General features: G+C 67.9%; 22 protein-coding genes. 5 read left to right on the forward strand and 17 right to left on the reverse strand.

The window, feature by feature from the left end; genetic code table 11:
- Positions 1 to 166: 166 nt before the first annotated feature.
- The 7 genes from ACZL02_RS13090 to ACZL02_RS13120 all read right to left on the reverse strand — a co-directional run bounded on the left by ACZL02_RS13090 (position 167) and on the right by ACZL02_RS13120 (position 8,980).
- Complete coding sequence (locus tag ACZL02_RS13090) at positions 167 to 973, reverse strand: Crp/Fnr family transcriptional regulator (protein WP_472940040.1); 807 nt, start codon at positions 971 to 973, stop codon at positions 167 to 169.
- A gap of 181 nt (positions 974 to 1,154) precedes the next feature.
- Positions 1,155 to 2,708 (reverse strand): cryptochrome/photolyase family protein, encoded by a 1,554-nt coding sequence (locus tag ACZL02_RS13095; RefSeq protein ID WP_472940041.1) that lies wholly within the window; start codon positions 2,706 to 2,708, stop codon positions 1,155 to 1,157.
- Between the two features lie 131 nt (positions 2,709 to 2,839).
- On the reverse strand, positions 2,840 to 4,573 hold the full coding sequence (locus ACZL02_RS13100; protein ID WP_472940042.1) for an acetyl/propionyl/methylcrotonyl-CoA carboxylase subunit alpha: 1,734 nt from the start codon (positions 4,571 to 4,573) through the stop codon (positions 2,840 to 2,842).
- 28 nt (positions 4,574 to 4,601) lie between these two features.
- A complete protein-coding gene (locus ACZL02_RS13105; RefSeq protein ID WP_472940043.1) occupies positions 4,602 to 6,212 on the reverse strand; it encodes a 5-oxoprolinase subunit B/C family protein in 1,611 nt (536 codons plus the stop codon).
- An 8-nt stretch (positions 6,213 to 6,220) separates the two neighbouring features.
- Complete coding sequence (locus ACZL02_RS13110) at positions 6,221 to 7,027, reverse strand: putative hydro-lyase (RefSeq protein ID WP_472940044.1); 807 nt, start codon at positions 7,025 to 7,027, stop codon at positions 6,221 to 6,223.
- Positions 7,024 to 7,803 (reverse strand): LamB/YcsF family protein, encoded by a 780-nt coding sequence (locus ACZL02_RS13115; RefSeq protein ID WP_472940045.1) that lies wholly within the window; start codon positions 7,801 to 7,803, stop codon positions 7,024 to 7,026. Before ACZL02_RS13115 ends, ACZL02_RS13110 begins: the two co-directional genes overlap by 4 nt.
- A 13-nt stretch (positions 7,804 to 7,816) precedes the next feature.
- Positions 7,817 to 8,980, reverse strand: a complete 1,164-nt coding sequence (locus tag ACZL02_RS13120; RefSeq protein WP_472940083.1) for an NRAMP family divalent metal transporter — start codon at positions 8,978 to 8,980, stop codon at positions 7,817 to 7,819.
- A gap of 481 nt (positions 8,981 to 9,461) precedes the next feature.
- On the opposite strand from ACZL02_RS13120, the gene ACZL02_RS13125 reads away from it, so the two are divergent.
- Entirely contained in the window at positions 9,462 to 10,130 is a 669-nt protein-coding gene (locus tag ACZL02_RS13125; protein WP_472940046.1) for a GntR family transcriptional regulator, read from the forward strand.
- A gap of 72 nt (positions 10,131 to 10,202) precedes the next feature.
- Here the strand turns inward: ACZL02_RS13125 and ACZL02_RS13130 are convergent, their stop codons facing one another.
- Positions 10,203 to 10,547, reverse strand: coding sequence for a hypothetical protein (locus tag ACZL02_RS13130; protein ID WP_472940047.1), 345 nt, complete (start codon positions 10,545 to 10,547; stop codon positions 10,203 to 10,205).
- A 97-nt stretch (positions 10,548 to 10,644) separates the two neighbouring features.
- Here ACZL02_RS13130 and ACZL02_RS13135 point away from each other — a divergent pair, with 97 nt between their 5' ends.
- On the forward strand, positions 10,645 to 11,580 hold the full coding sequence (locus ACZL02_RS13135) for a LysR family transcriptional regulator (RefSeq protein WP_472940048.1): 936 nt from the start codon (positions 10,645 to 10,647) through the stop codon (positions 11,578 to 11,580).
- A gap of 93 nt (positions 11,581 to 11,673) precedes the next feature.
- On the opposite strand, the gene ACZL02_RS13140 is transcribed toward ACZL02_RS13135, so the two are convergent.
- Positions 11,674 to 12,579: an EthD domain-containing protein gene (locus ACZL02_RS13140; RefSeq protein WP_472940049.1), complete on the reverse strand. Its 906-nt coding sequence runs from the start codon at positions 12,577 to 12,579 to the stop codon at positions 11,674 to 11,676.
- 177 nt (positions 12,580 to 12,756) lie between these two features.
- Positions 12,757 to 13,980: an MFS transporter gene (locus ACZL02_RS13145; protein WP_472940050.1), complete on the reverse strand. Its 1,224-nt coding sequence runs from the start codon at positions 13,978 to 13,980 to the stop codon at positions 12,757 to 12,759.
- Positions 13,981 to 14,088: 108 nt separating this feature from the next.
- Here ACZL02_RS13145 and ACZL02_RS13150 point away from each other — a divergent pair, with 108 nt between their 5' ends.
- Complete coding sequence (locus ACZL02_RS13150) at positions 14,089 to 14,997, forward strand: LysR family transcriptional regulator (RefSeq protein ID WP_472940051.1); 909 nt, start codon at positions 14,089 to 14,091, stop codon at positions 14,995 to 14,997.
- An 85-nt stretch (positions 14,998 to 15,082) separates the two neighbouring features.
- On the opposite strand, the gene rbsK is transcribed toward ACZL02_RS13150, so the two are convergent.
- The 7 genes from rbsK to deoC form a co-directional block, all read right to left on the reverse strand.
- Positions 15,083 to 16,006, reverse strand: coding sequence for a ribokinase (rbsK, locus tag ACZL02_RS13155; protein ID WP_472940052.1), 924 nt, complete (start codon positions 16,004 to 16,006; stop codon positions 15,083 to 15,085).
- A 10-nt stretch (positions 16,007 to 16,016) separates the two neighbouring features.
- Positions 16,017 to 17,087 carry a DUF4432 family protein gene (locus ACZL02_RS13160; RefSeq protein ID WP_472940053.1) on the reverse strand — a complete coding sequence of 357 codons (1,071 nt, stop codon included), beginning with the start codon at positions 17,085 to 17,087 and terminating at the stop codon, positions 16,017 to 16,019.
- Positions 17,084 to 18,073: an ABC transporter permease gene (locus tag ACZL02_RS13165; protein WP_472940054.1), complete on the reverse strand. Its 990-nt coding sequence runs from the start codon at positions 18,071 to 18,073 to the stop codon at positions 17,084 to 17,086. The genes ACZL02_RS13160 and ACZL02_RS13165 overlap by 4 nt, the downstream gene beginning before the upstream one ends.
- 10 nt (positions 18,074 to 18,083) lie before the next feature.
- Positions 18,084 to 19,049 (reverse strand): ABC transporter permease, encoded by a 966-nt coding sequence (locus ACZL02_RS13170; protein ID WP_472940055.1) that lies wholly within the window; start codon positions 19,047 to 19,049, stop codon positions 18,084 to 18,086.
- Positions 19,049 to 20,542 (reverse strand): sugar ABC transporter ATP-binding protein, encoded by a 1,494-nt coding sequence (locus ACZL02_RS13175; protein WP_472940056.1) that lies wholly within the window; start codon positions 20,540 to 20,542, stop codon positions 19,049 to 19,051. The genes ACZL02_RS13170 and ACZL02_RS13175 overlap by 1 nt, the downstream gene beginning before the upstream one ends.
- 134 nt (positions 20,543 to 20,676) lie before the next feature.
- Positions 20,677 to 21,723, reverse strand: coding sequence for an autoinducer 2 ABC transporter substrate-binding protein (locus ACZL02_RS13180; protein ID WP_472935617.1), 1,047 nt, complete (start codon positions 21,721 to 21,723; stop codon positions 20,677 to 20,679).
- Positions 21,724 to 21,959: 236 nt separating this feature from the next.
- Complete coding sequence (gene deoC / locus ACZL02_RS13185) at positions 21,960 to 22,652, reverse strand: deoxyribose-phosphate aldolase (protein WP_472940057.1); 693 nt, start codon at positions 22,650 to 22,652, stop codon at positions 21,960 to 21,962.
- A 138-nt stretch (positions 22,653 to 22,790) separates the two neighbouring features.
- On the opposite strand from deoC, the gene ACZL02_RS13190 reads away from it, so the two are divergent.
- Both ACZL02_RS13190 and ACZL02_RS13195 read left to right on the forward strand, forming a co-directional pair.
- A complete protein-coding gene (locus ACZL02_RS13190) occupies positions 22,791 to 23,528 on the forward strand; it encodes a DeoR family transcriptional regulator (protein WP_472940058.1) in 738 nt (245 codons plus the stop codon).
- A 367-nt stretch (positions 23,529 to 23,895) separates the two neighbouring features.
- Entirely contained in the window at positions 23,896 to 24,909 is a 1,014-nt protein-coding gene (locus ACZL02_RS13195) for a diguanylate cyclase (RefSeq protein ID WP_472940059.1), read from the forward strand.
- The last annotated feature ends 63 nt before the right edge of the window (positions 24,910 to 24,972 follow it).

The raw sequence follows: 24,972 nt of genomic DNA on the forward strand, positions 1-24,972 counted from the left end.
GTGGGCCGGCCTTCTGTCAAACCGTAATGGTCGCCATTCGATCCCGCCCGCCTGATCGGCCGGTCATCGTCCCGCAGCCGGCAGAGTGCCCGGTCATGCAGAACGGCGCAGCTGCAAGGCAGGTCGCGGCTTCAGCGTCGCCCCTATTCCGGACGTCCGGCGAGGCTCAGGCTGGATCGCCCTCGGCGAGAAGCGGCGCGTGCTGGCGGTCGGCGCCCATGCCGTCCGGCACCGAATAGGTGTGGGCTCGATCCTGAAAGCTGTTCGGGATCAGCCGCTCGTACACCGCTTCGGGAATGCCGTAGCTGCGACCGGCAATTTCTTCGAGCGCTTGCCGGTCGACGATCTTGATGCTGCCGCGGGTGGCGCGGATCGCGTGCAGGCCCTCAAGCACGTGCGTGGCGCTGGTGATGCCGGCCCGCCGCACGTGCAGCATGCTGGCGAGAAGATCGTGCGTGATCTGCAGCTCGTCGCCCTCGACCCGGTCGTGATACATCAGGAGCCAGCGCGCGAGCCGCTCGTTGATCAACTGCGTCGTGGCGGCCAGAAGCGAATGCTCGACCTGGACCTCGCAGGCGAGCACGTATTTGCGCATGAGGACGGCGAGGTCGTCATTGCGCGACATCGCCTCGATGAAGGGGTCGCAGGCGATCCGCAAGCCCTTTCCACCGAACTGCATCTGGATCCGGTTGGTGGCGAAGGTCCCGCCCTGGACGATCGGCTTGCCGGTCATGCCCTCGGAGCCGATGTGGCCGCTCTCCGCCATATCGCCGTCGCGGCCGACGATCATCCGCGCCGCGATACCGCTCTCGAGATAGATGATGTGCTCGATCGGTGCGTCGGGCAGTTCGAGGACCATGCCAGCTGGCAGCTCCACCGGCTCGAAATCCGGCGCCAGCAGCGAGAAGGCCTGTTCCGGCAGATTGCGGAGCAGGCGGTTCCGAACGGCGCTCTGTAGGATGTCTCGGCTCATGGTTTCCCCGTTGTATAGATCGTCTCTGGTTTCGGCCTGCCGTGCAACACCGTCGTCGACGCCAACCGGCCAAGCGCCGCAAGCGGCGTTTCCGGTATAGGGTCCGATCAGCTGCAGCCGCACTTGCGCGGCGCGAACGCGGCGCCCGAGCCGGGCTATATGGGGCAGTGCGGGCCGAGGATCAGTCCCTGGCCCAACCAGGGCCAGCGGGCTGCAACGTGTCGAGGAAGGTCTTGGCGCTGTCGCGGTATTCCGCTTGCCGCGCATCGTCGAAGCGGTTCCAGGTCGCATACATGTTTCGCATACGGGGATTGTGTACGAAACGCTCCTCGTGCCGCGCGAGAAAGTCCCAGTAGAGCGCGTTGAACGGACAGGCGTCCGGCCCGGTCTTCGCCTTCACGTCGTACCGGCATCGGCCGCAATAGTCGGACATGCGGTCGATATAGGCGCCTGATGACGCGTAGGGTTTCGAGGCGATCGCACCGCCGTCGGCATACTGGCTCATGCCGACGACGTTCGGCAGTTCCACCCACTCATAGGCGTCGAAGTAGACCACCAGGAACCAGTCGGAAATCGCCTTGGGATCGATGCCGGCGAGGAGCGCGAAGTTGCCGAGCACCATCAGCCGCTGGATGTGGTGGGCGTAGGCCTCGCGACGGGTCTGCCCGACGCTCTCCTTGAGGCAGCGCATGTCGGTGTCGCCGGTCCAGTAGAACTCCGGCAGCGGCCGCGTCGCCTCCAGCGCGTTCCGGTCCGCAAAGGCCGGCATGTCGCGCCAGTACATGCCCCGCATGTATTCGCGCCAGCCGATGATCTGGCGCACGAAGCCCTCGACCGAATTGATCGCGGCATCGCCCCGCTCATAGGCGGCAACCGCCGCCTCGCAGACCTCCAGCGGGCCGAGCAGGCCGAGGTTCAGGCAGAGCGACAGGCTGCTGTGGTAGAGATAGTCCTGCCCCGCGATCATCGCGTCCTGGTAGCGGCCGAAGTCCGGCAGCGCGGTGTCGATGAACTTTTCCAGCGCCGTCAGCGCCTGGTCGCGCGTCACCGGCAGTCCGAAAGGCTCGAGATCGCCGAAATGGCCGCCGAAGCGCTTGGCGACGAGGGCGAGGACTTCGCGCGTGATCTTGTCGGGCTCGAAGCGTTCGGGCGCGGGGTAGTTGAGGCCGCGCGGCGGCGTCTTCCGGTTGTCGTGGTCGAAATTCCACTGGCCGCCCTCCGGCTTGCCGCCGGGGGTCATCAGGAGGCCCGTCTGCCGGCGCATGTCGCGGTAGAAGAACTCCATGCGCAGTTCCGCGCGATCCTTGGCCCAGAGATGGAACGCCGGCAGCGAGCAGACGAAGCGGTAGTCCTCGAGGATCTCGACCGGCAGGCCGGTGCGCCCGGCCCATTGGTCCTGCGCCTCGCGGACCCGGTATTCCGCCCCCTCGACGACGCGGATGGCCAAGGCGCCGTGGCGCTTAGCCGCGCGCTCGACTTCGCCGGTAAAGCTCTGGGTGTTGGCATTGGCGTCGAGGGCGACGTAATCGACCGTCCAGCCCTCGGTCCGCAGCGCTTCGGCAAAATGGCGCATGGCCGAGAAGATTAGCGCGATCTTCTTCTTGTGGTGACGGACATAGGTCGCCTCGTCCCACACCTCCATCATCAGGACGACAGCGCCCGCACGGTCGACATCGCGCAGGCTGGCGAGCGACATCGACAGCTGGTCGCCGAGCACCGGAATAAGAACCGTCACGCCGGCATCACCCGGCGGGATCGCAGAAATCTACACGCTGGCACCAGTGTCACCCCCATCCCGCCCGGGGGTCGCATCCCCGGGTCTCCACCTGCCAAGCGCAGATAGGGCAAGCCCGGAGGGCGCAAAGCTCAGTCGGCGATGCGAGCGATAACGCTACCGGCATCCTGATAGGCGCCTTCCACGGCGACGCGGCGCATCTGACCGCCGCGGTGGGCGAGCACCTGCGTCTCCATCTTCATCGCCTCCATGATGGCGACGACGTCGCCCTCCGCCACCGCGGCGCCCTCCTCCACCTTCCAGGCCTGCAGCGTGCCGGACACCGGGGCACCCAAAGCGTCGGCGTCGGCAGCCTGAGGGGCCGTCGCTGGGGCTGCCTGCGCCGACGCGCCGGAGAAGCCGAGACCGGCGATCAGGCTCTGCGGGATAACGATCCGCGATCGCCGGCCGTCGATCTCGACAAAGCCCTCGACGAGCCCGGACGTGGGCAGCCTCTCCGGCCGCATCGCCGCCTCCGGCAGGTCGGCGAAATCGGTCTCGATCCAGCGGGTGTGCACCTTGAAGCCGTCCGCCCCGACGAAATCCGCGCTCTCGATCGCGGCACGATGGAAGGGCAGGACCGTGGCGACGCCCTCGATGCGGAACTCGGCGAGCGCCCGCCGCGCCCGCGCCAAGGCTTCGTCGCGCGTGCGCCCGGTGACGATGAGCTTGGCCATCATCGAATCGAAGGTGCCGGGAATGGTCGAGCCGGCCACGACGCCGCTGTCGAGCCGGATGCCGGGGCCGGACGGGGGATCGAAGCGGGTGATGGCGCCCGGCGTCGGCAGGAAGCCGCGGCCTGGATCCTCGGCATTGATGCGGAACTCGATCGAATGGCCGCGCGGCACCGGCGTCTCGGTGGTGGTGAGCGCCAGGCCCTCGGCGATGCGGAACTGCTCGATCACCAGGTCGAGCCCGGTGGTCTCCTCGGTCACGGGATGCTCGACCTGGAGGCGGGTGTTGACCTCGAGGAACGAGATCGAGCCGTCCACGCCGAGCAGGAACTCGACCGTGCCGGCGCCGGTGTAGCCGGCCGCCGCGCAGATCGCGCGAGCGGCCTCGTGGATGCGGGCGCGCTGCTCGTCGGTGAGGAAGGGCGCGGGCGCCTCCTCGACGAGCTTCTGGTTACGCCGCTGCAGCGAGCAGTCGCGGGTGCCGACGACGAGGACATGGCCGTGCCGGTCGGCCAGCACCTGCGCCTCGATATGCCGGGGCCGGTCGAGGAAGCGCTCGACGAAGCATTCGCCCCGTCCGAAGGCGACCACCGCCTCGCGCACGGCGGAGGCGAAGAGCTCGGGGATCTCCTCCATCGTCCGCGCCACCTTGAGGCCGCGGCCGCCGCCGCCGAAGGCCGCCTTGATCGCCACCGGCAAGCCGTGATCGCGGGCGAAGGCGGTGACCGCCCCGGCATCTTCCACCGGGCCGTCGCTGCCCGGCACCAGCGGCGCACCGACGCGCTCGGCGATGCGGCGAGCCTCGACCTTGTCGCCGAGCGCCTCGATGACGGCCGGGTCCGGCCCGATCCAGGTCAGTCCGGCCTCGATCACCGCCCGCGCAAAGCCGGCATTCTCGGACAGGAAGCCATAGCCGGGATGCACGGCGTCGGCGCCGGCCCTTCGGGCGACGGCGATCAGCTTGGCGATGTCGAGATAGGTTTCGGCCGGGCTCTGGCCGCCGAGTCCATAGGCCTCGTCGGCCATGCCGACGAAGAGGGCGTCGGCGTCCGCATCAGCGTAGACGGCGACCGAGGCGAGGCCGTAGTCGCGGCAGGCCCGCACGATGCGGACGGCGATCTCACCCCGGTTGGCGATCAGGACTTTTTGCATGGAACGGGCCTCGATGGAGGGGACGGGGTCAGGCGGACCCGAGCGGCGCGATCTCGGCGAAGCGGGTGATCGGGCGGAAGCGGATGCGGGCGCCGACCGGGATCTGGGCGGCGAGGTCGAGATGGTATTCGGCGACGGTGGCGATGACGGGATAGCCGCCGGTCAAGGGGTGGTCGGCCAGGAACAGCACCGGCTGACCGCTGTGCGGCACCTGGATCGCCCCGGTCGCGGTGCCCTCGCTCGGCAACTCCGCCGCGTCGATGCGCTCCAGCCCGACTTCCCCGGCAAGACGGATACCGACGCGGTTGGATTGCGGCGTCACGTCCCAGAGCTGGGCTGTCAGCGTCTCGATGCCGGCGGCGGTGAACCAGTCGGTGCGCGGGCCCATGACGACGTCGAGCGTCACCGTGTCGCCAGCGCCGGGCAGCGCGCCGGGCGCCGCTTCCTCCAGCGAGACGCTCGCCCAGCCGGCGGTTGCGACCGGACGGACGCCAAGGACGGCGCCGGCCGCGACCGGTTCGGGACCGACCTTGGCCAGCGTGTCGGTGGAAGCGCTCGCCAGAACCGGCGCGACGTCGAAGCCGCCGCGGACCGCGAGATAGCAACGGACCCCGCCGGCGGGGCGGCCGACCTCGGCGACGTCGCCGGGCTCCAGCGCGATCGCCCGATAGGGCTCGGCCTCGAAACGTCGTCCCGCGGCATCGATGACGGAGAGACGGACGTCGGCGCCGGCAAGCGCCACAGTCAGGCGACCGATCGCCTCGAAGCGCAAGCCGCCGAGCGTGATCTCGAGGCAAGGCGTTCCCGCCGGATTGCCGACCGCGCGGTTCGCCGCTGTCAGCGCCCCGCGGTCGAGCGCGCCGGACGCCGAGACGCCTTGCCCGGTCTGGCCCGGCCGGCCGAGATCCTGGAACAACGCCGGCATCGGCGCCGCCAGAACGCGGATGCCGAGATCGGGCGCAGGACGGGACGGCTCCGCGCCGGCGTTTGCCGCCGGGGACGCCTCGGGCGCGGGCGCCGCGCCTTGTGCCGCCATGTCGACGAAGCGCACGCGCGTGCCCGGCTGGAACAGCGCAGGCGGATCGCGCGACAGATCCCACATCGCCAGCGGCGTCACGCCGATGATCTGCCAGCCGCCGGGGCTCGCCTGCGGATAGACGCCGCTGAACTGTCCCGCCAGCGCCACCGCACCGGCGGGAATCCGCGTGCGGGGGCTGCGGCGGCGCGGCACGTGGAGGGTCGGATCGCCGCCGACGAGGTAGCCGAAGCCCGGCGCAAAGCCGGTGAAGGCCACGGTGAACTCGCTTGCGGTATGGCGGCGGACGACTTCATCGCGGGTGAGGCCGGTCAGCGCTGCGACCTCGTCCAGATCCTCCCCGTCATAGCGGACGGGCACCTCGACCAGGCGATCGGACGGCGCCGGACGGCCGCCGAGTTGGCGCGCCCGCAGGTCGGCCGCCAGGGCTTCGGCGCTGAGGTCGCCCGGACGATAGCGGATCATCAAGGTGCGGGTGGCCGGGACCACTTCGTCGATGCCGGCAAGCGGGCTGGCCTCGAGCGCGGCAAACAGCGCCAGCGTCTCGTCGAGATCGGCGAGTTCCACGAGGAGGGTCGTCAGGCTGACGGGCAGAAAGCGCATGCGGCTCTTCAGGCGTGGTAGGCGGTGTCGGGGATGTCGGTGATGAACATGTGGCCGGGCGCATGGGTGATCGCGAAGGGGACGCGCGAGGCCATTACCGCGGCCTGCGGCGTCACCCCGCAAGCCCAGAACACCGGGATCTCGCCAGGCTCGATGCGGACGGGATCGCCGAAGTCGGGACGTCCGAGATCGGCGATGCCGAGCCGGCCGGGCTCGCCGACATGCACGGGCGCCCCGTGGACGGCAGGAAAGCGTCCGGAGATCGTCGCGGCATCGGCCACACGATCGGCCGCGATCGGCCGCATCGAGACGACCAGATTGCCGTGCAGGCGGCCCGCCGGACGGCAAGGCCGGTCGGTCAGGTACATCGGCACATTGGTGCCATCGGCGATGTGGCGCATCTCGATGCCGGCCTCTACGAGCGGCGTCTCGAAGGTGAAGGAGCAGCCGATCAAGAAAGAGACGAGATCGGGATGCTCGGCCCAGGCGGCGCTGGCATCACTGGTTTCCTCGGCCAGCACGCCGTCACGCCAGATGCGGTAGAGCGGCAGGTCGCGGCGAAGGTCCGCGCCTTCGGCCAGCACCGTCGCATGCGCGCCGGGATCGCCGACGTCGAGCACCGGGCAAGCTTTCGGGTTGCGCTGGGCATAAAGCAGGAAATCGAAGGCCCAGTCGCGCGGCAGGACGATCATGTTGGCTTGCGTCAGGCCGGGCGCGATCCCGGCCGTCGGCGCGACCAGGCCGTCGCGGTACCTGCGGCGGGCGGCGCGCGCCGCCTCGATCGCCGGGGCGCCGGCCGTTGCCGCGCCCCTCATGCCGCGCCTCCGTCGGCGGCGATGAAGGATTGCAGCGCGACGCCCTCCGCCTCGAAGGTCCGGCGCAACTGGCGCGCGATCTCGACGGCGCCCGGACTGTCGCCGTGGACGCAGATCGACTGCGCCTCGACGCGCACCACCGAGCCGTCGATCGCCTCGAGCACGCCCTCGCGGGCGAGCCGCAGCATGCGCTGCGCGATGAGGACGGGATCGTGCAGCACGGCGCCGGCCTCGCGGCGGGAGACCAGCGCGCCTTCCGGCGTATAGGCGCGATCGGCGAAAGCCTCGGTGACGACGGCGAGCCCCGCCTCACGGGCGCGCTCGACCAGCGGCGAGCCCGCCAGCGCCATCAGCACCAGCGCCGGGTCGGCGGCCTTCATGCCGGCGATGACGTCGGCGCCCTGGCGCGGGTCGGCGGCGATGCGGTTGTAGAGCGCGCCGTGTGGCTTGACGTAGGTGACGCAGGTGCCGGCGGCGCGGGCAAGCGCCTGCAGCGCGCCGATCTGGTAGACGACGTCGGCGACGAGTTCGGCGCTGGCGACATCCATGTCGCGCCGGCCGAAGCCGACCCGGTCGGGATAGGAGACATGGGCACCGACGGCGACGCCGCGCCCGGCCGCCGCCGTCAGGGTCCGCAGGATGCCGGCGGGGTCGCCGGCATGGAAGCCGCAGGCGACGTTGGCGGAGGTGACGACCGACAGCATCGCCGCGTCGTCGCCCATGGCCCAGGCGCCGTAGCCCTCGCCGAGATCGCTGTTCAGGTCGATGACAGCCATGGAAACTCTCTCCTCACAGGCTCAGGAAGGCGAAGATCGGGCCGATCGACTTGTAGCCCATGTACCAGGTGAGCGCAGCGGTCAGCACGCCGAGGATCAGCAGCCAGCGGGGATAGCGGTAGCCGTCCATCAGGTCCTCGCGCTTCCAAGCGGCATACATGAAGATGCTGAGCCCGATGGGAAGGATGAGGCCGTTGAAGCCGCCGACGAACACCAGCAGGGCGGCCGGCGCCGTGCCGATGGCGAGATAGAGCGCCAGCGAGACCGCGATGAAGGCGACGGTCGAGAGATTGCGGCCGCGCTCGCCGATCGCGGGATTGAAGGTCGAGAGGAACGAGACGGAGGTATAGGCGGCGCCGATCACGCTGGTGATGGCGGCGGCCCAGAGAATGGCCCCGAAGATCCGCAGGCCGAACTCGCCGGCGGCTGCCTGGAACGCTTGCGCTGCCGGGTTGGCGGCCTTGCCGGAAATGTCGATGGTGACGCCGCTCGCCACCACGCCGAGCACGGCGAGAAAGAGCACGTAGCGCATCACCCCGGTGACCGCGATGCCGGTCAGCGCCGCGCGCGTCACGGCACCGAGGTTTTCGCGGCCGACGGTTCCCTTGTCGAGCAGACGGTGGGCGCCGGCATAGGTGATGTAGCCGCCCACGGTACCGCCGACGATGGTGGTGATGGTCGCAAAATTGATGGTGTCGGGCCAGACGGTCTGCCGGAACGCCTCGCCGAGTGGCGGCGCCGAGACAATGGCGACGAAGAGCGTCAGCGCGATCATCATGATGCCGAAGAACACGATGATCCGGTCCACCGCGACGCCGGCGCGCTTCGATGAGAAGATGGCGATGGCCACCAAAGCGCTGATGGCCCCGCCGATCTTCGGATCAAGCCCGGCCAGCGCGTTGAGGCCGAGACCGGAACCGGCGATGTTGCCGATATTGAAGATGAGGCCGCCGAAGATGACGAGGATCGCCAGGAGATAGCCCGTGCCGGGGATGGCGGCATTGGCGACGTCGGAGGCGCGCATGCGCGTCAGGGTGACGATCCGCCAGACATTCAGCTGGACGACGAAATCGACCAGGATCGAGGCGAGGATGCCGAAGGCGAAGGCCGCGCCCATGCTGGCGGTGAAGGTCGCCGTCTGGGTGATGAAGCCCGGGCCGATCGCCGAGGTCGCCATCAGGAAGATGGCCGCGATTAGCGACCCCCGACGTTCCGCCACGGACTGGACGAGCACGGGGACCGCGTGGGCCGCAGAGAGGGGCCGCCCATCGGGTCGCGCAGCGGGCGGAGGGCTAGCAGGCTTTTCCATCGTGTACGCTCCAGCTGTCGACCGCCAAGCCGGCCCTACGCTCGAAGCCTCGCTTGGTTCTTTTCGTCCGTCAACATTGTTCAACAAAATAGGGAGAAGTTTTCAAAGATCTGCCGCGTCCTGCCGCAGAGTGAGCATCATTGCGGCATTGTCTGCGCAAGAAAGCGCCCTTTGACGCAGCGGCGCGCCAGCAGGCCTTGTCGGGATCGACGCTATTCGGCAACGGTGAAGCCGCGCAAATCCGGCTTGCGCGGCACCGATTCGCTACGCCCGGACACGGCCGCGAGCCGCGCCGGGTCGGCCGTCATCGTCCGATGGAACTAGCGCGAACCATTCCCGAAGGGGCGAGATGACCGAGCGCGAAACTCCGCTGACCCTTGCCCAGCGCCTGGCCGAGGCACTGCGCGACAAGCTGACGGCGGGGGAACTGAAACCGGGCGAGCGCCTGTCGGAAGCTGCGCTCAGCGCCAACTTCGAGGTGTCGCGCAATACGCTGCGGGAGGTTTTCCGCCTGCTGACGATGGAGGGGCTTCTCCGCCACGAGCCGAACCGCGGGGTCTTCGTCGCGACGCCCAGCATGGGATCGATCCTCGACATCTACCGTGTACGCCGGATGATCGAGGGGCAGGCGCTGGCCAAGGCCTACCCCAAGCACCCGGCAGTCGCCCGCATGCGGCAGGCGGTGGAGACGGCCTTGGCTTGCCGCGAGAACGCGGACTGGGCCGGCGTCGGCAGCGCCAATATGCTGTTCCATGCCGGCATCGTCGACCTTGCCGACAGTACGCGGCTCAGCGTCTTCTACGCCCAGGTCGCCGCCGAACTTCGGCTGTGCTTCGGCCTTCTCGACGATCCGGAGTTCCTGCATGCCCCGTATATCGGCATGAACGCGGCGATCCTCGAGCGACTGGACGCCGGGCAGCCAGGCGAGGCCGCAGCCTTGCTCGATGCCTACCTCGTGCAGTCCGAGCGCACGATCCTCGCCGCCTTCTCCCGCCTCGGCACGGGGCCGGCGGCGTAGCGGCCGTACCAAAAGCTTCGGGCCCGGCCACCGAAACCGGTCGCCGGGCCCGAAATGTCGTTGCGTGGCGGATCAGTAGGCGAGCGCCGCCTTGCGAACCAGCAAGACGTCGGCCTCGCGGGCGATCTCGACCTCGACGGGCTCGAGGCCGGCCTCGTTGGCGGCCGAGAGCATGAGGCTCTGGCCGGAAGCGAGAACCGCCACCATCCGGATCGGTGTCGCTGCATCACCTTGGGAGAGCGTGGTCACGACACGAAATCCGTCGCGTTCGACGGTGTAGTAGGCATTACCCGCAACGCCCCCGAGGTCGATGTTCACCGCCTGCACCGGCTTGATGCCGTCGGCATAAGCGACGCCGGCAAGGGGGAGGCCGGAGAAGGTGAGGCTTGCGACGAGGAGAAGGCTGCGGATCGACATGGGAGAAATCCTTTGGTCTGGAACAACAGGGCGATGCCGTCGCCCCGTGACCAGGACTATGCTAGATCCCAGACTATCGATCAAACTGATTGGATTCATGTTGGCCACCGACGGCATCAATTTATCACGCCTGGATCTCAATCTACTCGTCCACCTCGAGGCCCTGCTGACCGAGCGGAGCGTTACCCGCGCGGCGGCGCGCGTCGGGCTCGGCCAGTCGGCGATGAGCCACAACCTCGCCCGGCTGCGCGACCTCTTCCGCGACGAGTTGCTGACCCGCGGCCCGGACGGGATGCAGCCCACGCCGCGCGGCCAGGCGCTGCTGGAGCCGGTGCGCGATGCCCTCGCACAGGTCCAGGCGCTGATGGCGCGCGGCCGGGACTTCGACCCCGGCACCGCGCGGCGGACCTTCCGGGTGGGCCTTCCCGACAGCCTTGAGATCCTGATCATCCCGGCGCTCCTCGCCCGCCTCCGGCGGGTGGCGCCGCGGGTGCACCTCAGGCTGCACAGCATCGACACGTCGCGCCTGCTGCAGGATCTCGACACCGACCGGATGGACCTCGCCATCGGCTATGGCGATTTCTCGGAAGGACAGACGCACCACAAGCGGCGCCGGCTCTTCTCGGAAACCTACCAATGCATGTTCAACGCGGAGCTCACCGGCATTTCCGGCCAGATCTCGCTCGAGGACTACGTGCGGCTGCCGCACATCCTGACCAGCCTCCGGCATGGCCTCGGCGGACGCGGGGTGGTCGACGACGCGCTGGACGGCCTCGGCCTGAAGCGCACCGTCGTGCTGATCTCGCCGCGCTTTCTCGCCGTTCCCTACATGGTCGCGCGGTCGGCCGTGGTGGTGACCATGCACACCCGCATCGCCCAGATTTTCTCGGCCGAGCTCGGCCTCAGCCTCAGCCCGCCGCCGATCGACCTGTCGGACATCGAGGTTTCCGCGCTCTGGCACGCCTCCTATGACCGGGATGCCGGCCATGCCTGGCTGCGCCAGATGGTGTCCGAGGTGGTCGCCGAGCTCTGAACCGGCGCAGCCCATCGGCACGCCCGCCGGCGCGTCTCCGCCACCCGGACCGCCGAAGGGCGCCGGGGCGGATTCCCGCGGCCGGAGATTGCGTCAGAGATGCCCGTCGAGCAGCAGCCGGCGGACATCGTCCTCCACTTGGTTGGTCGCGCCGAGCCGTTCGATCAACTGGGCCGGACGGCTTCCCCGGAGACCGGCGACCGTCAGCGCCTTGTCGCGGACATAGGTGTAGACCCCGCTGACGGCAAAAGCCGAAGCCCGCGCGATCTCGGCCTTCTGGCCCTCGACCGTCCGCTTGAACGCCTCGGACGCATAGAACTGGCGACGCGTCATCGGTGTCTCGAAAGCCAGTTCGAGGATCGCGACGAGGGCGCGCTCGGGCGGCACGAGATGATCAACGTTCGGGGCCGGGGGCGCGGGTTCGGCATTGTCGTAGCGCTCCGGCAGATGCAACCGGACCTTCAGCATCGACGCGTCCGAGGCCAGCGTTTCGGCCAGCCGCGCCATGTAGGCACCGAAGGCCTTGGCGTCGTCGTTGCGGGCGCCGAAGTGCACGTGCAGGCGGTCGAGGCCGTCGTCGGCATTCGGGATCGGGTCGGCGACCCGGTCGAGCAGCGTCTGCGAGCCCTTTGGCAAGGCATAGGCGACGGTCGCGGCAAACATGTTCTGCTCGTCGGCGAAAAGGATCGGACAGGCCTCGTTGAACTCTGCCTGGTCCTCGGCAGAGGCGAAGCCGATCTCGACACCGCCGTCGAGGACATAGTCGTCGAACGGCTTGATCCCCTCGATCTCCGGCCAGAGATGGGCGTCCTGCTCGCGGTCGAAATGGTTCTGCACGTACCAGCCGAGCCCCGGGATGCGGGAGCACAGCGGCCCGTGCACGTCCCGCCAATAGGTCGCGAAGATCTCGTGCGGCACGCTCGGCCGACGCAGGACGGTGGTGTAGCTGTTGATCGCAATCGCCGCGTCGCGGTCGGCGTAATTGGTGGGGGTGGACATAGCGGGTTTCCTGATCTCGGCTGACGACGGGAAGGCGGCGGTGTGCGCCGCGGACTCCCTCCGCCAACGGCTGAAGGGCTGGAAGGTCTCAACACCCGCGGCATCGGGGCCGCGGGGCTTCGTTGGATGCGGGGCTCGCCGCCGGTCGGCGGCGGGCCGTTCATGGGCTGCGCGGGTTTAGCGACCGGCTTCCACGGGCCCGACCGGGCGGGAAATCCAGCCGACGACGGGCACCAGCAGCAAAGCGAGAAGGGCGATGGCCGCGGCGGCATAGCCGACGAACTCGAGACCGGCATGCTCGATGACCAGGCCGCCGAAGATCGCGCCGAGGCCGATGCCGGCATTGGCCATCGAGACGTTCAGCGTTCCCGCGAGGGCCTGGGCGTGGCTCGCCGACTGCATGACGCGCACCTGGCTGATCGGATAGAGCGCGGTGTTGGCGATGCCCCAGGCGACCAGCGCCAGGCACAGCCAGGGCAGCTGGCCCGCAAGCGGCACGGTCAGCGCCATTCCCGCCGCCAGCACCAGCACGGCAAGGAACGTCACCCGCAACGGCCCCTGCAGGACGTAGCGACCGCCGAGCCAGTTGCCGAAGAGACCGACGAGGCCAAAGCCCATCAGCCACCAGCCGACCTGGCCGGACGGGATCCCGGCGATCTGCTCCAGCGTGTCGGCAAGATAGGTGTAGCCGGTGAACATGGCGGTGAAGACCACGACCGAAAGCAGCGCATTGGCGAGGAAGGCCGGGTCCTTCAGGATCCGCGCCTGCTCGGCAAGGCGCAGGCGGGCGGGACGGGCAAGGCTCGGCATGACCTGCATCAGCGCCAGCGCCATCACGAGCGACAGCCCGGCAAGGCCCCAGAAGGTGCCGCGCCAGCCCAGCACATCGGAAGCGAGTGTTCCCAGCGGAATGCCGAGCACCATCGCGCCGGAAATGCCGAGATAGACGTTCGCCACCGCCTTGCCGGCCTTGTCCGGTCCGGCGAGGTCGCCGGCCGTCTCGCTGGCGGTTCCCCAGAACACCGGCAGTGCCAGCGCCGGCAGGAAGCGGCCGAGTCCCAGCACCCAGACATCAGGCGCGGCGGCAGCAAGGGCATTGGACACGGCGAACAGCAGCAGGATGGCAACGAACAGCCGCTTTCGCTCGATATGCGCCAGCAGCGCCGTGAGGATCGGGCCGCAGAGCATCACGGTGAAGGCGAACAGCGTCACCAGAAGGCCAGCGGCCGAGATCGACAGGCCAAGGTCCCGCGCCAGGGCCGGCAGCAACCCGATGATGATGAATTCGGTGGTGACGATCACGAAGGCGGATATCGCCAGTAATGTCACGGCAAGCCCGTGCCCCGTGGTTCTCGTCCTGGCCGGCGACGCCGCCGGCAATTCCTGCGTCAACGCTGACATGGCAGCACTCCTTTTGGTGAAGCACAGGGTTTAGGCGCGACAGGAATTCGCGTCGAGCGGCATTAATTCCGGTTTGCGCGGACAGAAATTCTCTAATAAGACGAGAGCATGATTCCATCCGAGCGACTGAAGGGCATCGAGGCCTTCGTGGTGACGGCCGACTGCGGGAGTTTCACCGCCGCCGCCGAACGACTTCATCTGACCAATTCCGCCATCAGCAAGAGCGTGGCCCGGCTCGAGGCGCGGCTCGGCAGCCGCCTGTTCGAGCGCACGACGCGCCGCCTGCAGCTCACCGACGCCGGCGCGGCCTTCTACTCCACCTGCGTCAGGGTCCTGGCTGAACTGGAGGATGCCGAGGCGGTGCTGGCGGCGCAGCGCACGGAGGCGGTCGGGCGCGTTAAGATCAACGTGCCAGCCGCTTTCGGCCGCATGCGGGTGATGCCGGTGCTGCTGGCCTTCGCCGAAATGAACCCCGGGCTGCGCCCCGAGGTGAACTTCACCGACCGATTCGTCGATCTCGTCGAAGAGGGCGTCGACATCGCCATCCGGATCACCGCCTCGGACCAGTGGACGAGCGGCCTCGGACGCCGTCTCCTCGGCACAGAGAAGCTGATCCTCTGCGCGGCACCCGCCTATCTCGAACGGCACGGCACTCCCGCAACGGTCGAGGCGCTCGCGGAGGTCGACTGCATCGTCTACGGCAAGGGCAATGGCAGCACGATGAGCTGGCGCTTCGGGTTTGGCCCCGACACCATCGAGGAGCGCTGCATGGATGCGCGCATGGTGCTCGGCAGCGCGGAGGCGCAGGTCGAGGCGGTCAAGGCCGGCCTCGGCGTCGCGCAGCTCGCGACCTGGCTGATCGAGCGCGAACTGGAGCGCGGCGAGCTCGTCGAGCTGCTGCCCGAGCACGCGACGGCCGGCCTTCCGCTCTACCTCGTCTGGCCGCAGAGCCGGCAGCTCAGCCCCAAGGTCGCCGCGCTGATCACGGCGCTGGCGGACGGGCTGCGCATCCACTGACGGCCGCGACTGCCGAGGGTTCCTGATCGACCGGCGGCGTGGATCGCGCGTTACGGACCTGCCGCCAGCCTGGTCCCGACGAGCGCTAGCGCTGTGCGCGCCAGGCCTCGAACTCGGCGGCGGTGGCATAGGATTTCTGCGTGCCGCGGCGGGTGATGGAGTGCGCGGCATACTGTGCGGCGAGCCCCAGCGCCTCGAAGACCGGCTCGCCGCCGGCATGGAAATGCGCGAAGGCGCCGATGAAGGCGTCGCCAGCGCCCGTCGTGTCGACCGGGGTGACGCTGACCGGGGCGATCCGCCTCGTGCCGCCGGCCTCGACCAGCAGCGCGCCGCGGCCGCCCATGGTGACGATCACCGTACCGATGCCCTTGTCGATCAGGCTGCGCGCGGCGGTTTCCGCCTCGTCATCCGAGGTCACCGGCAGGCCGGAGAGGATGGCGAGCTCGGTCTCGTTCGGCACGAGGAAGCTGACGTCGGCAATCCCGGCAATGTCGAGATCGGCGGCGGCGGGTGCGGGGTTCAGGACCGTACGGATACCGTTCGCCTTGGCCCAGGCGATGGTGTGGTAGACGGTGGCGACCGGCACTTCCATCTGCATCAGGATCAGATCGCAGCCGCCCAGAACCCCGGCGGCGGCATCGACGTCGGCCGGCAGCAGCCGGTCGTTGGCGCCCTTGACGATGAGGATCGAGTTCTCGCCGGTGGCGTCGACGCAGATCGGCGCGACGCCCGACGAGACGCCCTCGGCGCGGGTGACGTGGGTGGCGTCGACGCCGTTGGCGGCGAAGTTGCGCAGCGTCGCCTCGGCGAAATCATCGTCGCCGACCTTCGAGACCATCGCGACCGACGAGCCGAGCCGCGCAACGGCGATCGCCTGGTTGGCGCCCTTGCCGCCATGGCCCATCTCGAAGCTCGGCGCCTCCAGCGTTTCGCCCGGCAGCGGCATGCGCGTCACATAGGTGACGAGGTCCATCATGTTGGAGCCGACGACGGCGATTTTCGAGGACATGGTCGTTCCTTCAATAGCGGAGAGAGAGCTGCATCTCGGCATCGGTTTCGGCGGCATCGAGATGGCCCATGCGGACGCTGAACGCCGCCGTCGCGCCGCCCGGCAGTTGCCGGACATTGCCCTTGGCCTTCTCCGCCGTATAGCCCTCGGGCTCGCAGGTCGAGGGCAGCGCGAAGGCGCAGACCGACTGGTCGGGACTGGCGAGGATCCAGCGTACCGTCTTGCCGAACTCCGCCGGACGGTGGCGAAGCCAGAAACTGTCGCCCGCGGGCCGCCGCAGCATCGCACGGGTAAACCCTTGGCCGTCGGTGGCGAGACCTTCGAGGTAGAAGACCTGCTCGGGAAAATATCGCCCGGTCTGGTTCATCACCCGGCTTTCGGCAGGATCGGCCGCCAGCGCGTCGATGAAGGCGAGATAGGCCGGATCCGGCGTCACGTGCCGCGGCACGGCGGTGCGCACGCGGACATGCTCCGGGGTGGACGGCGCCTGCTGCAGGATCTCGGCGTCCTCGCAATAGGCGAAGTTCACGTGTGCCATGTACATGAGGTCCATCGGCGCGGCCGAGAGGTTCTCCACCGTCATCGCCATGTCGAAGGTCCCGCCGGACCGCAGCGTCACCGAGGGCCGCGCCGCATAGTGCGCGCCGAACCCCATCGCGTATTCATAGTCGCCGAACAGCCGCAGGAACGGCCCCTCGGCGTCCTCGCCGGCCTCGATGCCGGCGGAGTCCATCGCCGCGCAGGGCATCTCGCCATGCGCAGGATGGCTGTCGTCCGGGCCCGGCACGCCGTTGCGCAGGAGGCCGGAATGGAAGGCGAAGCAGCCATAGGTCTCGGCGATGGTCGCCACGCGCCGGGGTGCCTTGAAAATGCTCTTCATCGTCAGGTCGACGCCGTCGAACGCCGCCTGCCAGATCATCTGCCCGAGATAAGGCAGCACCACGAGATGGCCGCGGCCGTTCGACAGCCGGACGGCCTCGACACCGGTCGGGTAGCGAAAGAGGCTGGCCGACAGGCCGGCGTGCTCGACCGCCAGGCGTTCGACCTCGTCGAAGGCGGCGGGGCGGAGATGCACCTTCATCGGCTGTGGTTCCGGAAGGCGTTGATCGCGATGACGAGGAGCAGGAAGCCGCCCCAGATGAAGTCGATCAGGTGGTTGGAAAAGCGCATCATCTGGAAGCCCGAGGCGAGCAGCATCAGCGCGACGACGGCGATCGAGACGCCGGCGACGGTGCCGCGCCCGCCGGCGGGATTGGTGCCGCCGAGGACGGCGATCAGCACCGCCTGCAGGAGGTAGGAGGTGCCGTAATCGGATTTCGCCGCATTGGTGCGGCCTGAGAGCATGATGCCGGCGATCGAGGCGAGCGCGCCGGTGGTCATGTAGGAATAGAGGATCATCCGATCCTTCTTGAGGCCCGCGAACACGGCGGCGCGGGCATTCGTGCCGATCAGCATCAGGTTGAGCCCGAAAGGCGTGCGGGTGAGGATGACGGTGATGACGACGGCGACCAGCAGGAACAGCACCAGGGGCGCTGCGAGCCCCAGGATCTTGCCGTTGCCAATCGCGCCCCAATAGGCCGGAAAGCCGGTGATCGCCGGACCGCCGGTGAGGACGACGCAGAAGCCGGTGAAGATCTGCCCGGTGCCGAGCGTCGCGAGGATCGGCGTGATCTTCGCCTTGGCGATGAGAAGGCCGTTGAGGAGGCCGGCGAGAACGCCGACCGACAGCGCCAGGAGGACGCCGAGCCCGACGCGCAGCAGCTCCGGCATGCCGGTGGAATCGGCGGTGAAGCGGGCGAAGAACACGCCGGCGAGGATGCCCGAAAGGTTGGCGATGCCGATCACCGACAGGTCGATGCCGCCGGTGAGCATCGCCAGCATCATGGCGATGGCGAGGATCCCCAGCTCGGGGAAGACGAAGCTGATGGACTCGAAATTGTAGTAGCGCAGGAACTTCGTCGGCTCGAGAAACGACATCACGGCAAAGATCACCGCGGTGATGATCAGGAGCTGCAGGATGTTGTTGTCGCGGTTGGCGAAGCGGCGGAAGTCGAAGCTCTGTTTCATCGCCGTCTCCTCACGCCAGCTTCTTGCGGTCGCGCCAGGCCGTCAGCGCGGTGGCGAACACGATCACGCCGCCGACGACGACGCCTTGCCAGGTATTGTCGACGCGCATGATGATCAGGCTGTTCTTGATCAGCACCAGCATGAAGACGCCGAGCAGCGTGCCCAGCACCGAGCCGCGTCCGCCGAAGATCGAGGCGCCGCCGAGCACCACGGCAGCGATGACGTCGAGCTCGAAGCCGACGAAGTCGCGCGGGTTGGCGAGCCAGATCATCGAGGCATGCAGCAGGCCGGCAAACCCCGCCAGCGCACCGGCAAGGCCGTAGACGAGGTAGACGATGCGCCTCGTGTTGAAGCCGACGCGCTTGGCGGACTCGGGATCGCCGCCATAGGCATAGATGCCCCGCCCCGCCATCGTGCGCGTCAGGAACAGCCAGACCGCGACGGCGAGGCCGAGATAGACGAAGACCATCGCCGTCAGCGCGCTACCGCCGACCTCGACCGTGGTGCGGCCGAAGGCGATCAGCGATTTCGGCATGCGGTCGATGTTGATGATGCTGGTGCCGACGAGGCCGAGCAGCAGGCCGCGCACCACCGAGGCGGTGCCGAGCGTGACGATCAGCGGGATCATCCTGAAAGTGTGGATGAAGAAGGCGTTCATCAGCCCGCAGACGAGGCCGATCACCGTCGCGCCGACCAGCGGCAGGACGACGCCCTGGTAGCCGAAATGGTTCATCGCGATGACCGTGAGGTACATCGCGGCGGCGGCGAAGGCCGGGAAGGACACGTCGATGCCGCCGGAAATCATCACCATCAGGACGCTCAGCGCCATGATGCCGATGATGACGTTGGCGCGCACCAGGCTGAACAGGTTGTCGAGCGACCAGAAGGCCGGGTTGATCAGCCCGATGACGATCATCCCCGCGACGAGGATCAACACGATGACGGTTTCGGAGCGGCGGAACAGGGAGGCGAGCATCAGCGCAGGCTCTTCAGCTTGCCGTGGACGTCGGCTTCGACGACTTCGGCGGGATCGATCTCCTCGACCATGCGGCCGCGGTGCATGACGAGGATGCGGTTGCAGTTCTGCAGCAGCTCGGGAACGTCGTCCGAGATCATCAGCACGGCGAGGCCGTTGGCGACGGCGAGCTCGCGGATCCGGCGGTGGATCTCCGCCTTCGAGCCGACGTCGACGCCCACCGTCGGGCCGTTGAGGATCAGCACCTTCGGACCGGTCAGCAGCCAGCGGCCGATGACGACGCGCTGCTGGTTGCCGCCCGACAGCTGGCCGACGTGCTTCTCGACGTCAGGCGTCGCGATGCGCATGGCCGCGACCGTGTCGGTCGCCATGCCGGCCACCCGCTCGCGGTCCACGAAGGCGCCGCGGGTGGTGCCGTCGATGACGCTGGCGACGATGTTGCGGGCGATCGACTGGCTCATGAACAGGCCTTCGGACAGTCGGTCCTCGGGCACGTAGGCGATGCCGGCGGCGACGGCGTCCTGGACGCTGCCGAGCGTCAGCGGCGTGCCGTCGATGCGGATGGTCCCCCGATGGTCCGGCCGCATGCCGAACAGCGCCAGCGCCAGTTCCGTGCGGCCAGAGCCGAGCAAGCCGCAGAGCCCGACGATCTCGCCGGCGCCAAGCGACAGGTCGACGTCCTCGACCAGGCCGTCGACGCCGAGACCCTTGATGTCGAGGCGCGGCGCCTTGCCCGCATACGTCCAGACATAACGCTCTTGGCCGATGTCCTGGCCAGTCATCGCGCGGGTGATCTTCGCCTCGTCGAACTCGGACGTCGGCCCCTCCGCCACCTTGGCGCCGTTACGGAACACAACGATGCGCTCGGAAATCTCCAGCATCTCGGTCATCTTGTGGCTGACGAAGAGGATGGCGATGCCTTTCGCCTGGATCTCGCGGACGATGGCGAACAGCCGGTCGACCTCGCGCCCGGTCAGCGCCGTCGTCGGCTCGTCCATGATGAGGAGGCGCACGTCCGACATCAGCGCCCGGGCGATGGCGACGATCTGCCGGTCGGCGGTCGACAGGCTGCCGACCTCTGCCTCGAGGTCGATGTCGACGCCGAGTCGATCGAGCGCCTGACGGCCGAGCCGGCGCATCTCGCCGCGGTTGGCGAGCTTGCGGTCGTCGCTCAGCAGCTTGTTCAGCGACAGGTTCTCGGCGACCGTCAGGTTTGGGAACAGCGAGAAATCCTGGTAGATCACCTGGACGCCGTGGGCGATCGCATCGCGCGGCGTCAGCGCCGGCATGGCGGCGCCGTCGATGCGGATCTCGCCCTCGTCCGGCTGGTAGATGCCGGAGATGATCTTGATAAGGGTCGACTTGCCCGAGCCGTTCTCACCGGCAAGGCAGCAGATCTCGGCCGGCGCGATCGCGAAGTCGATCGCATCGAGCGCCTTCATGCCGGGAAACCGCTTGGTGACGGAGCTGAGTTCGATCAGGGGATCGGCCATGAATCGCCGTTCGATATCGGGCGGGCCAAGGCCTCGCCGAAGAAAAAGGGGCGCCGGAGGGGAGTGCCCTGCAGGCGGCGTCAGGTGAGCCGACGGCAGCAGGCCTTGGCCCGCCGCCGTCGGTTCCATGCCGACTAGAAGTCGTAATCGCCCATGTTGGCGCTGGTGACGCCGACCCAGCCCTGGCCGTAGAGGAGGTTGGCAGCGCCGCCTTCCGGCGTGATCAGCTTGTCGTAGCCGGTGAGGCCGAGGTTCAGACCGGCCTTGATCTCGTCCTTCTTGCCGGTGAGGGCCATGACCGCCAGCGTGTTCATGGCATAGCCGGCGACTGCCGGGTCCCAGAACTGGATGTACTGGATGTCGCCTTCCTGCAGGTACTGGCCGGCGACGGACGGCAGGCCGGTTCCGGCAAAGAACACCTTGTCCTTCAAGCCCTTTTCAGCAATCAGGCGACCCGCGCCCGCCGAGGTCGGCATCGGCCCGCCAAGGATGCCCTTGATCTCGGGATAGGTGGTCAGCGCTTCCGACAGGCGGGTGTAGTCGGTGTTGGCGTCGTCATAGGTCTCGAGGCGCTTGGTCGCCTCGGCCATCTTCGGGAAGTGCTCCTTCTGATAGGCGACGGCGCCGTCGATCCACTCGTTCTGCGACTGCGAGGTCAGGCTGCCGACGGTGGTGACGTACTGGCCCTCGCCGCCCATGCTCTTGCCGAGCACTTCCATCAGCTTGGCGCCATAGGCTTTGTTGTCGAAGGCCTCGAGCACGTAGTCGGCGTTCTTGATGTTGGACGCCTCGTGCGCGATCACCACGATGCCGCGCTCGCGGGCCTTGGCGAGTACCGGCTCGACCGCTTCGACCGAGAACGGCACGATGCAGATGGCATCGACGCCCTGGGCGATGAGGTTCTCGACGATCTGGACCTGCGCCGCGGCATCCGCCTGGCTCGGGCCGACCTGGAAGGAGTCCTGGCCGGTGTCGGAGGCGAACTGCTCGACGCCGGCGCGCATCCGGTCGAACCAGGCGATGCCGTCGACCTTGACGACCGTGGCGATGGTGAACTTCTTGCCGGCGGCATCCGTCGTGATGTCGGTGCGGACCTTGCTGGTGTCGACCACGCCGGCGGCCGCAGCGGGCAGCGCCAGCAGCGACAGGCCGATGGCCATGGTTGCGAACAGCTTCTTCATCTTCTCTCCTCCCGAAAACGGCCCGATGCCGTCAGTTGAACTTTGCTCGCTCTGCCTCACTGCGGAGGCAGGACGCCCCCTCCCGGAGACGCCCCGCAATTCTCGACCGGATGTCGTGACCCGGCCTCAGCCACTGGAGCAGCCTGCGATGGGGTGGCCCCACCCAATCGAAGAAGGATGCTTGAGATCCAGCAAGATGGAACGTCCCTGGTGCGTCCCTCCGGACGCACGGCGCTCTAGTAGCCGGACGCCGACGCCGGCGCGCCGCCGACGATCGCGACACTGGCGCTCGCGCCGATCCGCGTGGCCCCGGCCTCCACCATGGCCCGCGCGATCTCGGCGGTGCGGATACCGCCGGACGCCTTGACGCCCATGTCCGGGCCGACGGTCCGGCGCATCAGCGCGATGTCGGCGACGGTGGCGCCGCCGGTCGAGAAGCCGGTCGATGTCTTGACGAAATCGGCGCCGGCTTGCTTTGACAAGCGGCAGCCGAGTTCCTTCTGCGCGTCGTCGAGCAGGCAGGTTTCCAGAATTACCTTCAGGACCTTGCCCTGGCAGGCGGCGCGGACGGCCGCGATGTCGGCGGCGACGCGCTCGGCATCGCCTTCGCGCAAGGCGCCGATGTCGACCACCATGTCGATCTCGTCGGCACCGGCGGCGACCACGATTGCGGTCTCGGCGGCCTTCGCCTCGCCCGAACCAGCGCCGAGCGGAAAGCCGACGACGACGCAGGTTTTGACGGCGCTCCCGGCCAGCAGGCCGGCGACAAAGCCGGCATGAACGCCGTTGACGCAGACCGAGGCGAAGCCGTGGGCCAGCGCCTCCTCGCAGTGGCGCCGAACCTCCACGCGGCTTGCATCGGCTTTCAGAATGGTGTGGTCGATGAGGCTGGCAAGCTCTGTCGACGCGTGCGGGCTGGCGATGGCCATATCCTCCCCCTTGCAACTGGCGGTCAGCGACCGCAACTTGTGAGATTTCTCACATTTGTTGAGAGGAATGTTCCACAGAGGGCTTGACGGGTCAAGGGGATGTCGCGAGCGTCCCCCAACGTTATTCCAAGGGACGCCATGAAGAAGCCCCAGCGCATTGCCGCCCTCGAGAGCGGCCTCAAGACATCCGGCGTACTGCATCTAAGGGAGGCTGCAGGCCTTCTCGGCGTGTCGGAGATGACGGTCCGGCGCGACCTCGCGACTTCGCCCGAAATTTTCACCTATCTCGGCGGCTACATCCTGCCGGCGGGCGGCGATCGCAATCCGAGCTACCGTCTGGATGCGGAGAGCGACGCGCATGCCGAGGCGAAGGCGGCCGCCGGGCAGCACGCGGCATCCCTGGTCGAGCCCGACGAGACGATCTTCATCGACTGTGGCACCACGACGCCGCACATTGTGCCGCACCTGCCGCGGCAGGGAACGCTGACGGTGATCTGCTATGCGATGAACGTCGCCAACCTTCTGGCCGCCCGGCCGAACATCCGACTGATCCTCCTGGGCGGGCTTTTCCACCCCTCCTCCGGCACCTTCTCCAGCGAGGAGGCGCTGCGCTCGCTCGACCGGCTCGGCATCAACCACGCGTTCATCTCAGCCGGCGGCCTTCACGCCGACCACGGGCTCAGCTGCTCGAATTTTCACGAGGTGCCGATCAAGCAGGCCGTCATGCGCCGCGCGGTGCGCCGGACGCTCGTCGTCGACGCCAGCAAGCTTGGCAAGGTCAAGCCGGCCTTCTTCGGGACCCTCGACCAGTTCGACAACATCGCCACCGAGACCGGTATCGGCGCGGTTTCCGAGGCTTTCGATCGACTTCGGTAGGAGTGGGTAGCGCTGCCCATCGCAGTCCCGCCGCGGACATCGCCTTCAGGTTTAAGCCGAGGACTGTCTTCTCCAGGATGGCCTCCTGTGTCGGTTCCCCCCTGACGTTGCTGGCGATGCCCTGCCTTAAAGACGCACAGAGGACGTCTATCTCATCGAATCTGGACGGGGTGCAGTCCACCGATCAAGCCGAGGTGCGCGTCTGGCGGATAAGGAGAGAGCGGCCTTCATTTCCATCGGTGAGGATACGCTGCCGCACGGCGTCTGCCGATAATAAATCGCCGCGGGGCGACACTGCGCTTTCCCGCCCTTGGCCAGCGTGACATGCTCGACACTCTTGCTGGATTTGAAGGCGGCAGGTCGGTGGATGACGAAATCGGTGAATATGCTTCCGCTCATGATCTTGCAGCCGCTTGTGCGGCCGGGCGCTCAGGCCGAGTTCGCGCTGGATGTCTCGGGACAATGGATCTGGGAGCTGGATTTCACCACCGACAGGGTGTGGCGGTCGCGGCACTGGAAGACGGTACTCGGCTTCCACGATCATGAGATCGTCGACAACACGGTGCCATGGGACATCGTCGATCCGCACGACAGGTCGGTCGTCATCGAGGCGCTCCGCGCGGTGGAAGCCGAAGAAACCGAATTCTTCGAGGCGGTCTACCGGGTTACGGCAAAAGACGGCGCGCCGCGGTGGATTTTCAGCCGGGGAAAGATCGTCGACCGGGCGCTGGATGGCCACCCTCTGCGTCTCCTCGCCGTCAGCATGGACATCTCCAAGCAGAAGCGCACCGAGGAGGAACTGCACCGGGCGCTCAGCGAAAGCGAACGGCTTCGCGTGCAGCTGGGCGAGGCCAATCTCAGACTGGAGGCCCTTTCAGGTCTCGACGCCCTCACCGGATTGCCGAACCGCCGCAGCTTCGACCTAGCGCTGGCAGAGGCCATCGGACGGCAGGAGATGGCGTGCGGGCTCGTTTCCATCCTGATGATCGATGTCGATCGCTTCAAGAGCTACAATGACAGCCTCGGACATCAGGCCGGCGACGAGGCGCTCCGCCCCGTTGCCGTCTCCCTCAGCGAGGCGGCGGACGCCGGTGGCCACGTATCGCGTTATGGCGGTGAGGAATTCGCTATTATTTTCGAGGGTTTCGGCCGTGAGGACGCTGCGGCCGCGGCCCGTCGATGCATGGCCATCGTCCGCGAGAAGGCCATCCGCCATCCGGAAGGCATTAACGGCCGCGTCACCGTGAGCATCGGAGTGGCGGAAGCCAGCTTCAAGTCGGGAGGAAGCGCGCCATCGGGTAGTGCCCTCGTCAACGCCGCCGACGTCGCGCTCTATGGCGCGAAGCGAGCAGGACGGAACCAATTGCTGGTCGCAGGCTGACATTTCTCAGCGTCTCGAACGCAAGGCTGGATTGTCAGGAGAGGTTCATTCGCGTGGCAAGCC

Source organism: Mesocryomonas fontinalis, assembly GCF_055730125.2.

What these genes read in the sequence shown, in the direction of transcription:
- ACZL02_RS13090 (WP_472940040.1), bottom strand. Translation starts at nt 973, where the DNA reads ATGAGCCGAGACATCCTACAGAGCGCCGTTCGGAACCGCCTGCTCCGC.
- ACZL02_RS13100 (WP_472940042.1), bottom strand. Translation starts at nt 4,573, where the DNA reads ATGCAAAAAGTCCTGATCGCCAACCGGGGTGAGATCGCCGTCCGCATC.
- ACZL02_RS13105 (WP_472940043.1), bottom strand. Translation starts at nt 6,212, where the DNA reads ATGCGCTTTCTGCCCGTCAGCCTGACGACCCTCCTCGTGGAACTCGCC.
- ACZL02_RS13110 (WP_472940044.1), bottom strand. Translation starts at nt 7,027, where the DNA reads ATGAGGGGCGCGGCAACGGCCGGCGCCCCGGCGATCGAGGCGGCGCGC.
- ACZL02_RS13115 (WP_472940045.1), bottom strand. Translation starts at nt 7,803, where the DNA reads ATGGCTGTCATCGACCTGAACAGCGATCTCGGCGAGGGCTACGGCGCC.
- ACZL02_RS13120 (WP_472940083.1), bottom strand. Translation starts at nt 8,980, where the DNA reads ATGGCGACCTCGGCGATCGGCCCGGGCTTCATCACCCAGACGGCGACC.
- ACZL02_RS13125 (WP_472940046.1), top strand. Translation starts at nt 9,462, where the DNA reads ATGACCGAGCGCGAAACTCCGCTGACCCTTGCCCAGCGCCTGGCCGAG.
- ACZL02_RS13130 (WP_472940047.1), bottom strand. Translation starts at nt 10,547, where the DNA reads ATGTCGATCCGCAGCCTTCTCCTCGTCGCAAGCCTCACCTTCTCCGGC.
- ACZL02_RS13135 (WP_472940048.1), top strand. Translation starts at nt 10,645, where the DNA reads ATGTTGGCCACCGACGGCATCAATTTATCACGCCTGGATCTCAATCTA.
- ACZL02_RS13140 (WP_472940049.1), bottom strand. Translation starts at nt 12,579, where the DNA reads ATGTCCACCCCCACCAATTACGCCGACCGCGACGCGGCGATTGCGATC.
- ACZL02_RS13145 (WP_472940050.1), bottom strand. Translation starts at nt 13,980, where the DNA reads ATGTCAGCGTTGACGCAGGAATTGCCGGCGGCGTCGCCGGCCAGGACG.
- ACZL02_RS13150 (WP_472940051.1), top strand. Translation starts at nt 14,089, where the DNA reads ATGATTCCATCCGAGCGACTGAAGGGCATCGAGGCCTTCGTGGTGACG.
- rbsK (WP_472940052.1), bottom strand. Translation starts at nt 16,006, where the DNA reads ATGTCCTCGAAAATCGCCGTCGTCGGCTCCAACATGATGGACCTCGTC.
- ACZL02_RS13160 (WP_472940053.1), bottom strand. Translation starts at nt 17,087, where the DNA reads ATGAAGGTGCATCTCCGCCCCGCCGCCTTCGACGAGGTCGAACGCCTG.
- ACZL02_RS13165 (WP_472940054.1), bottom strand. Translation starts at nt 18,073, where the DNA reads ATGAAACAGAGCTTCGACTTCCGCCGCTTCGCCAACCGCGACAACAAC.
- ACZL02_RS13170 (WP_472940055.1), bottom strand. Translation starts at nt 19,049, where the DNA reads ATGCTCGCCTCCCTGTTCCGCCGCTCCGAAACCGTCATCGTGTTGATC.
- ACZL02_RS13175 (WP_472940056.1), bottom strand. Translation starts at nt 20,542, where the DNA reads ATGGCCGATCCCCTGATCGAACTCAGCTCCGTCACCAAGCGGTTTCCC.
- ACZL02_RS13180 (WP_472935617.1), bottom strand. Translation starts at nt 21,723, where the DNA reads ATGAAGAAGCTGTTCGCAACCATGGCCATCGGCCTGTCGCTGCTGGCG.
- deoC (WP_472940057.1), bottom strand. Translation starts at nt 22,652, where the DNA reads ATGGCCATCGCCAGCCCGCACGCGTCGACAGAGCTTGCCAGCCTCATC.
- ACZL02_RS13190 (WP_472940058.1), top strand. Translation starts at nt 22,791, where the DNA reads ATGAAGAAGCCCCAGCGCATTGCCGCCCTCGAGAGCGGCCTCAAGACA.
- ACZL02_RS13195 (WP_472940059.1), top strand. Translation starts at nt 23,896, where the DNA reads ATGACGAAATCGGTGAATATGCTTCCGCTCATGATCTTGCAGCCGCTT.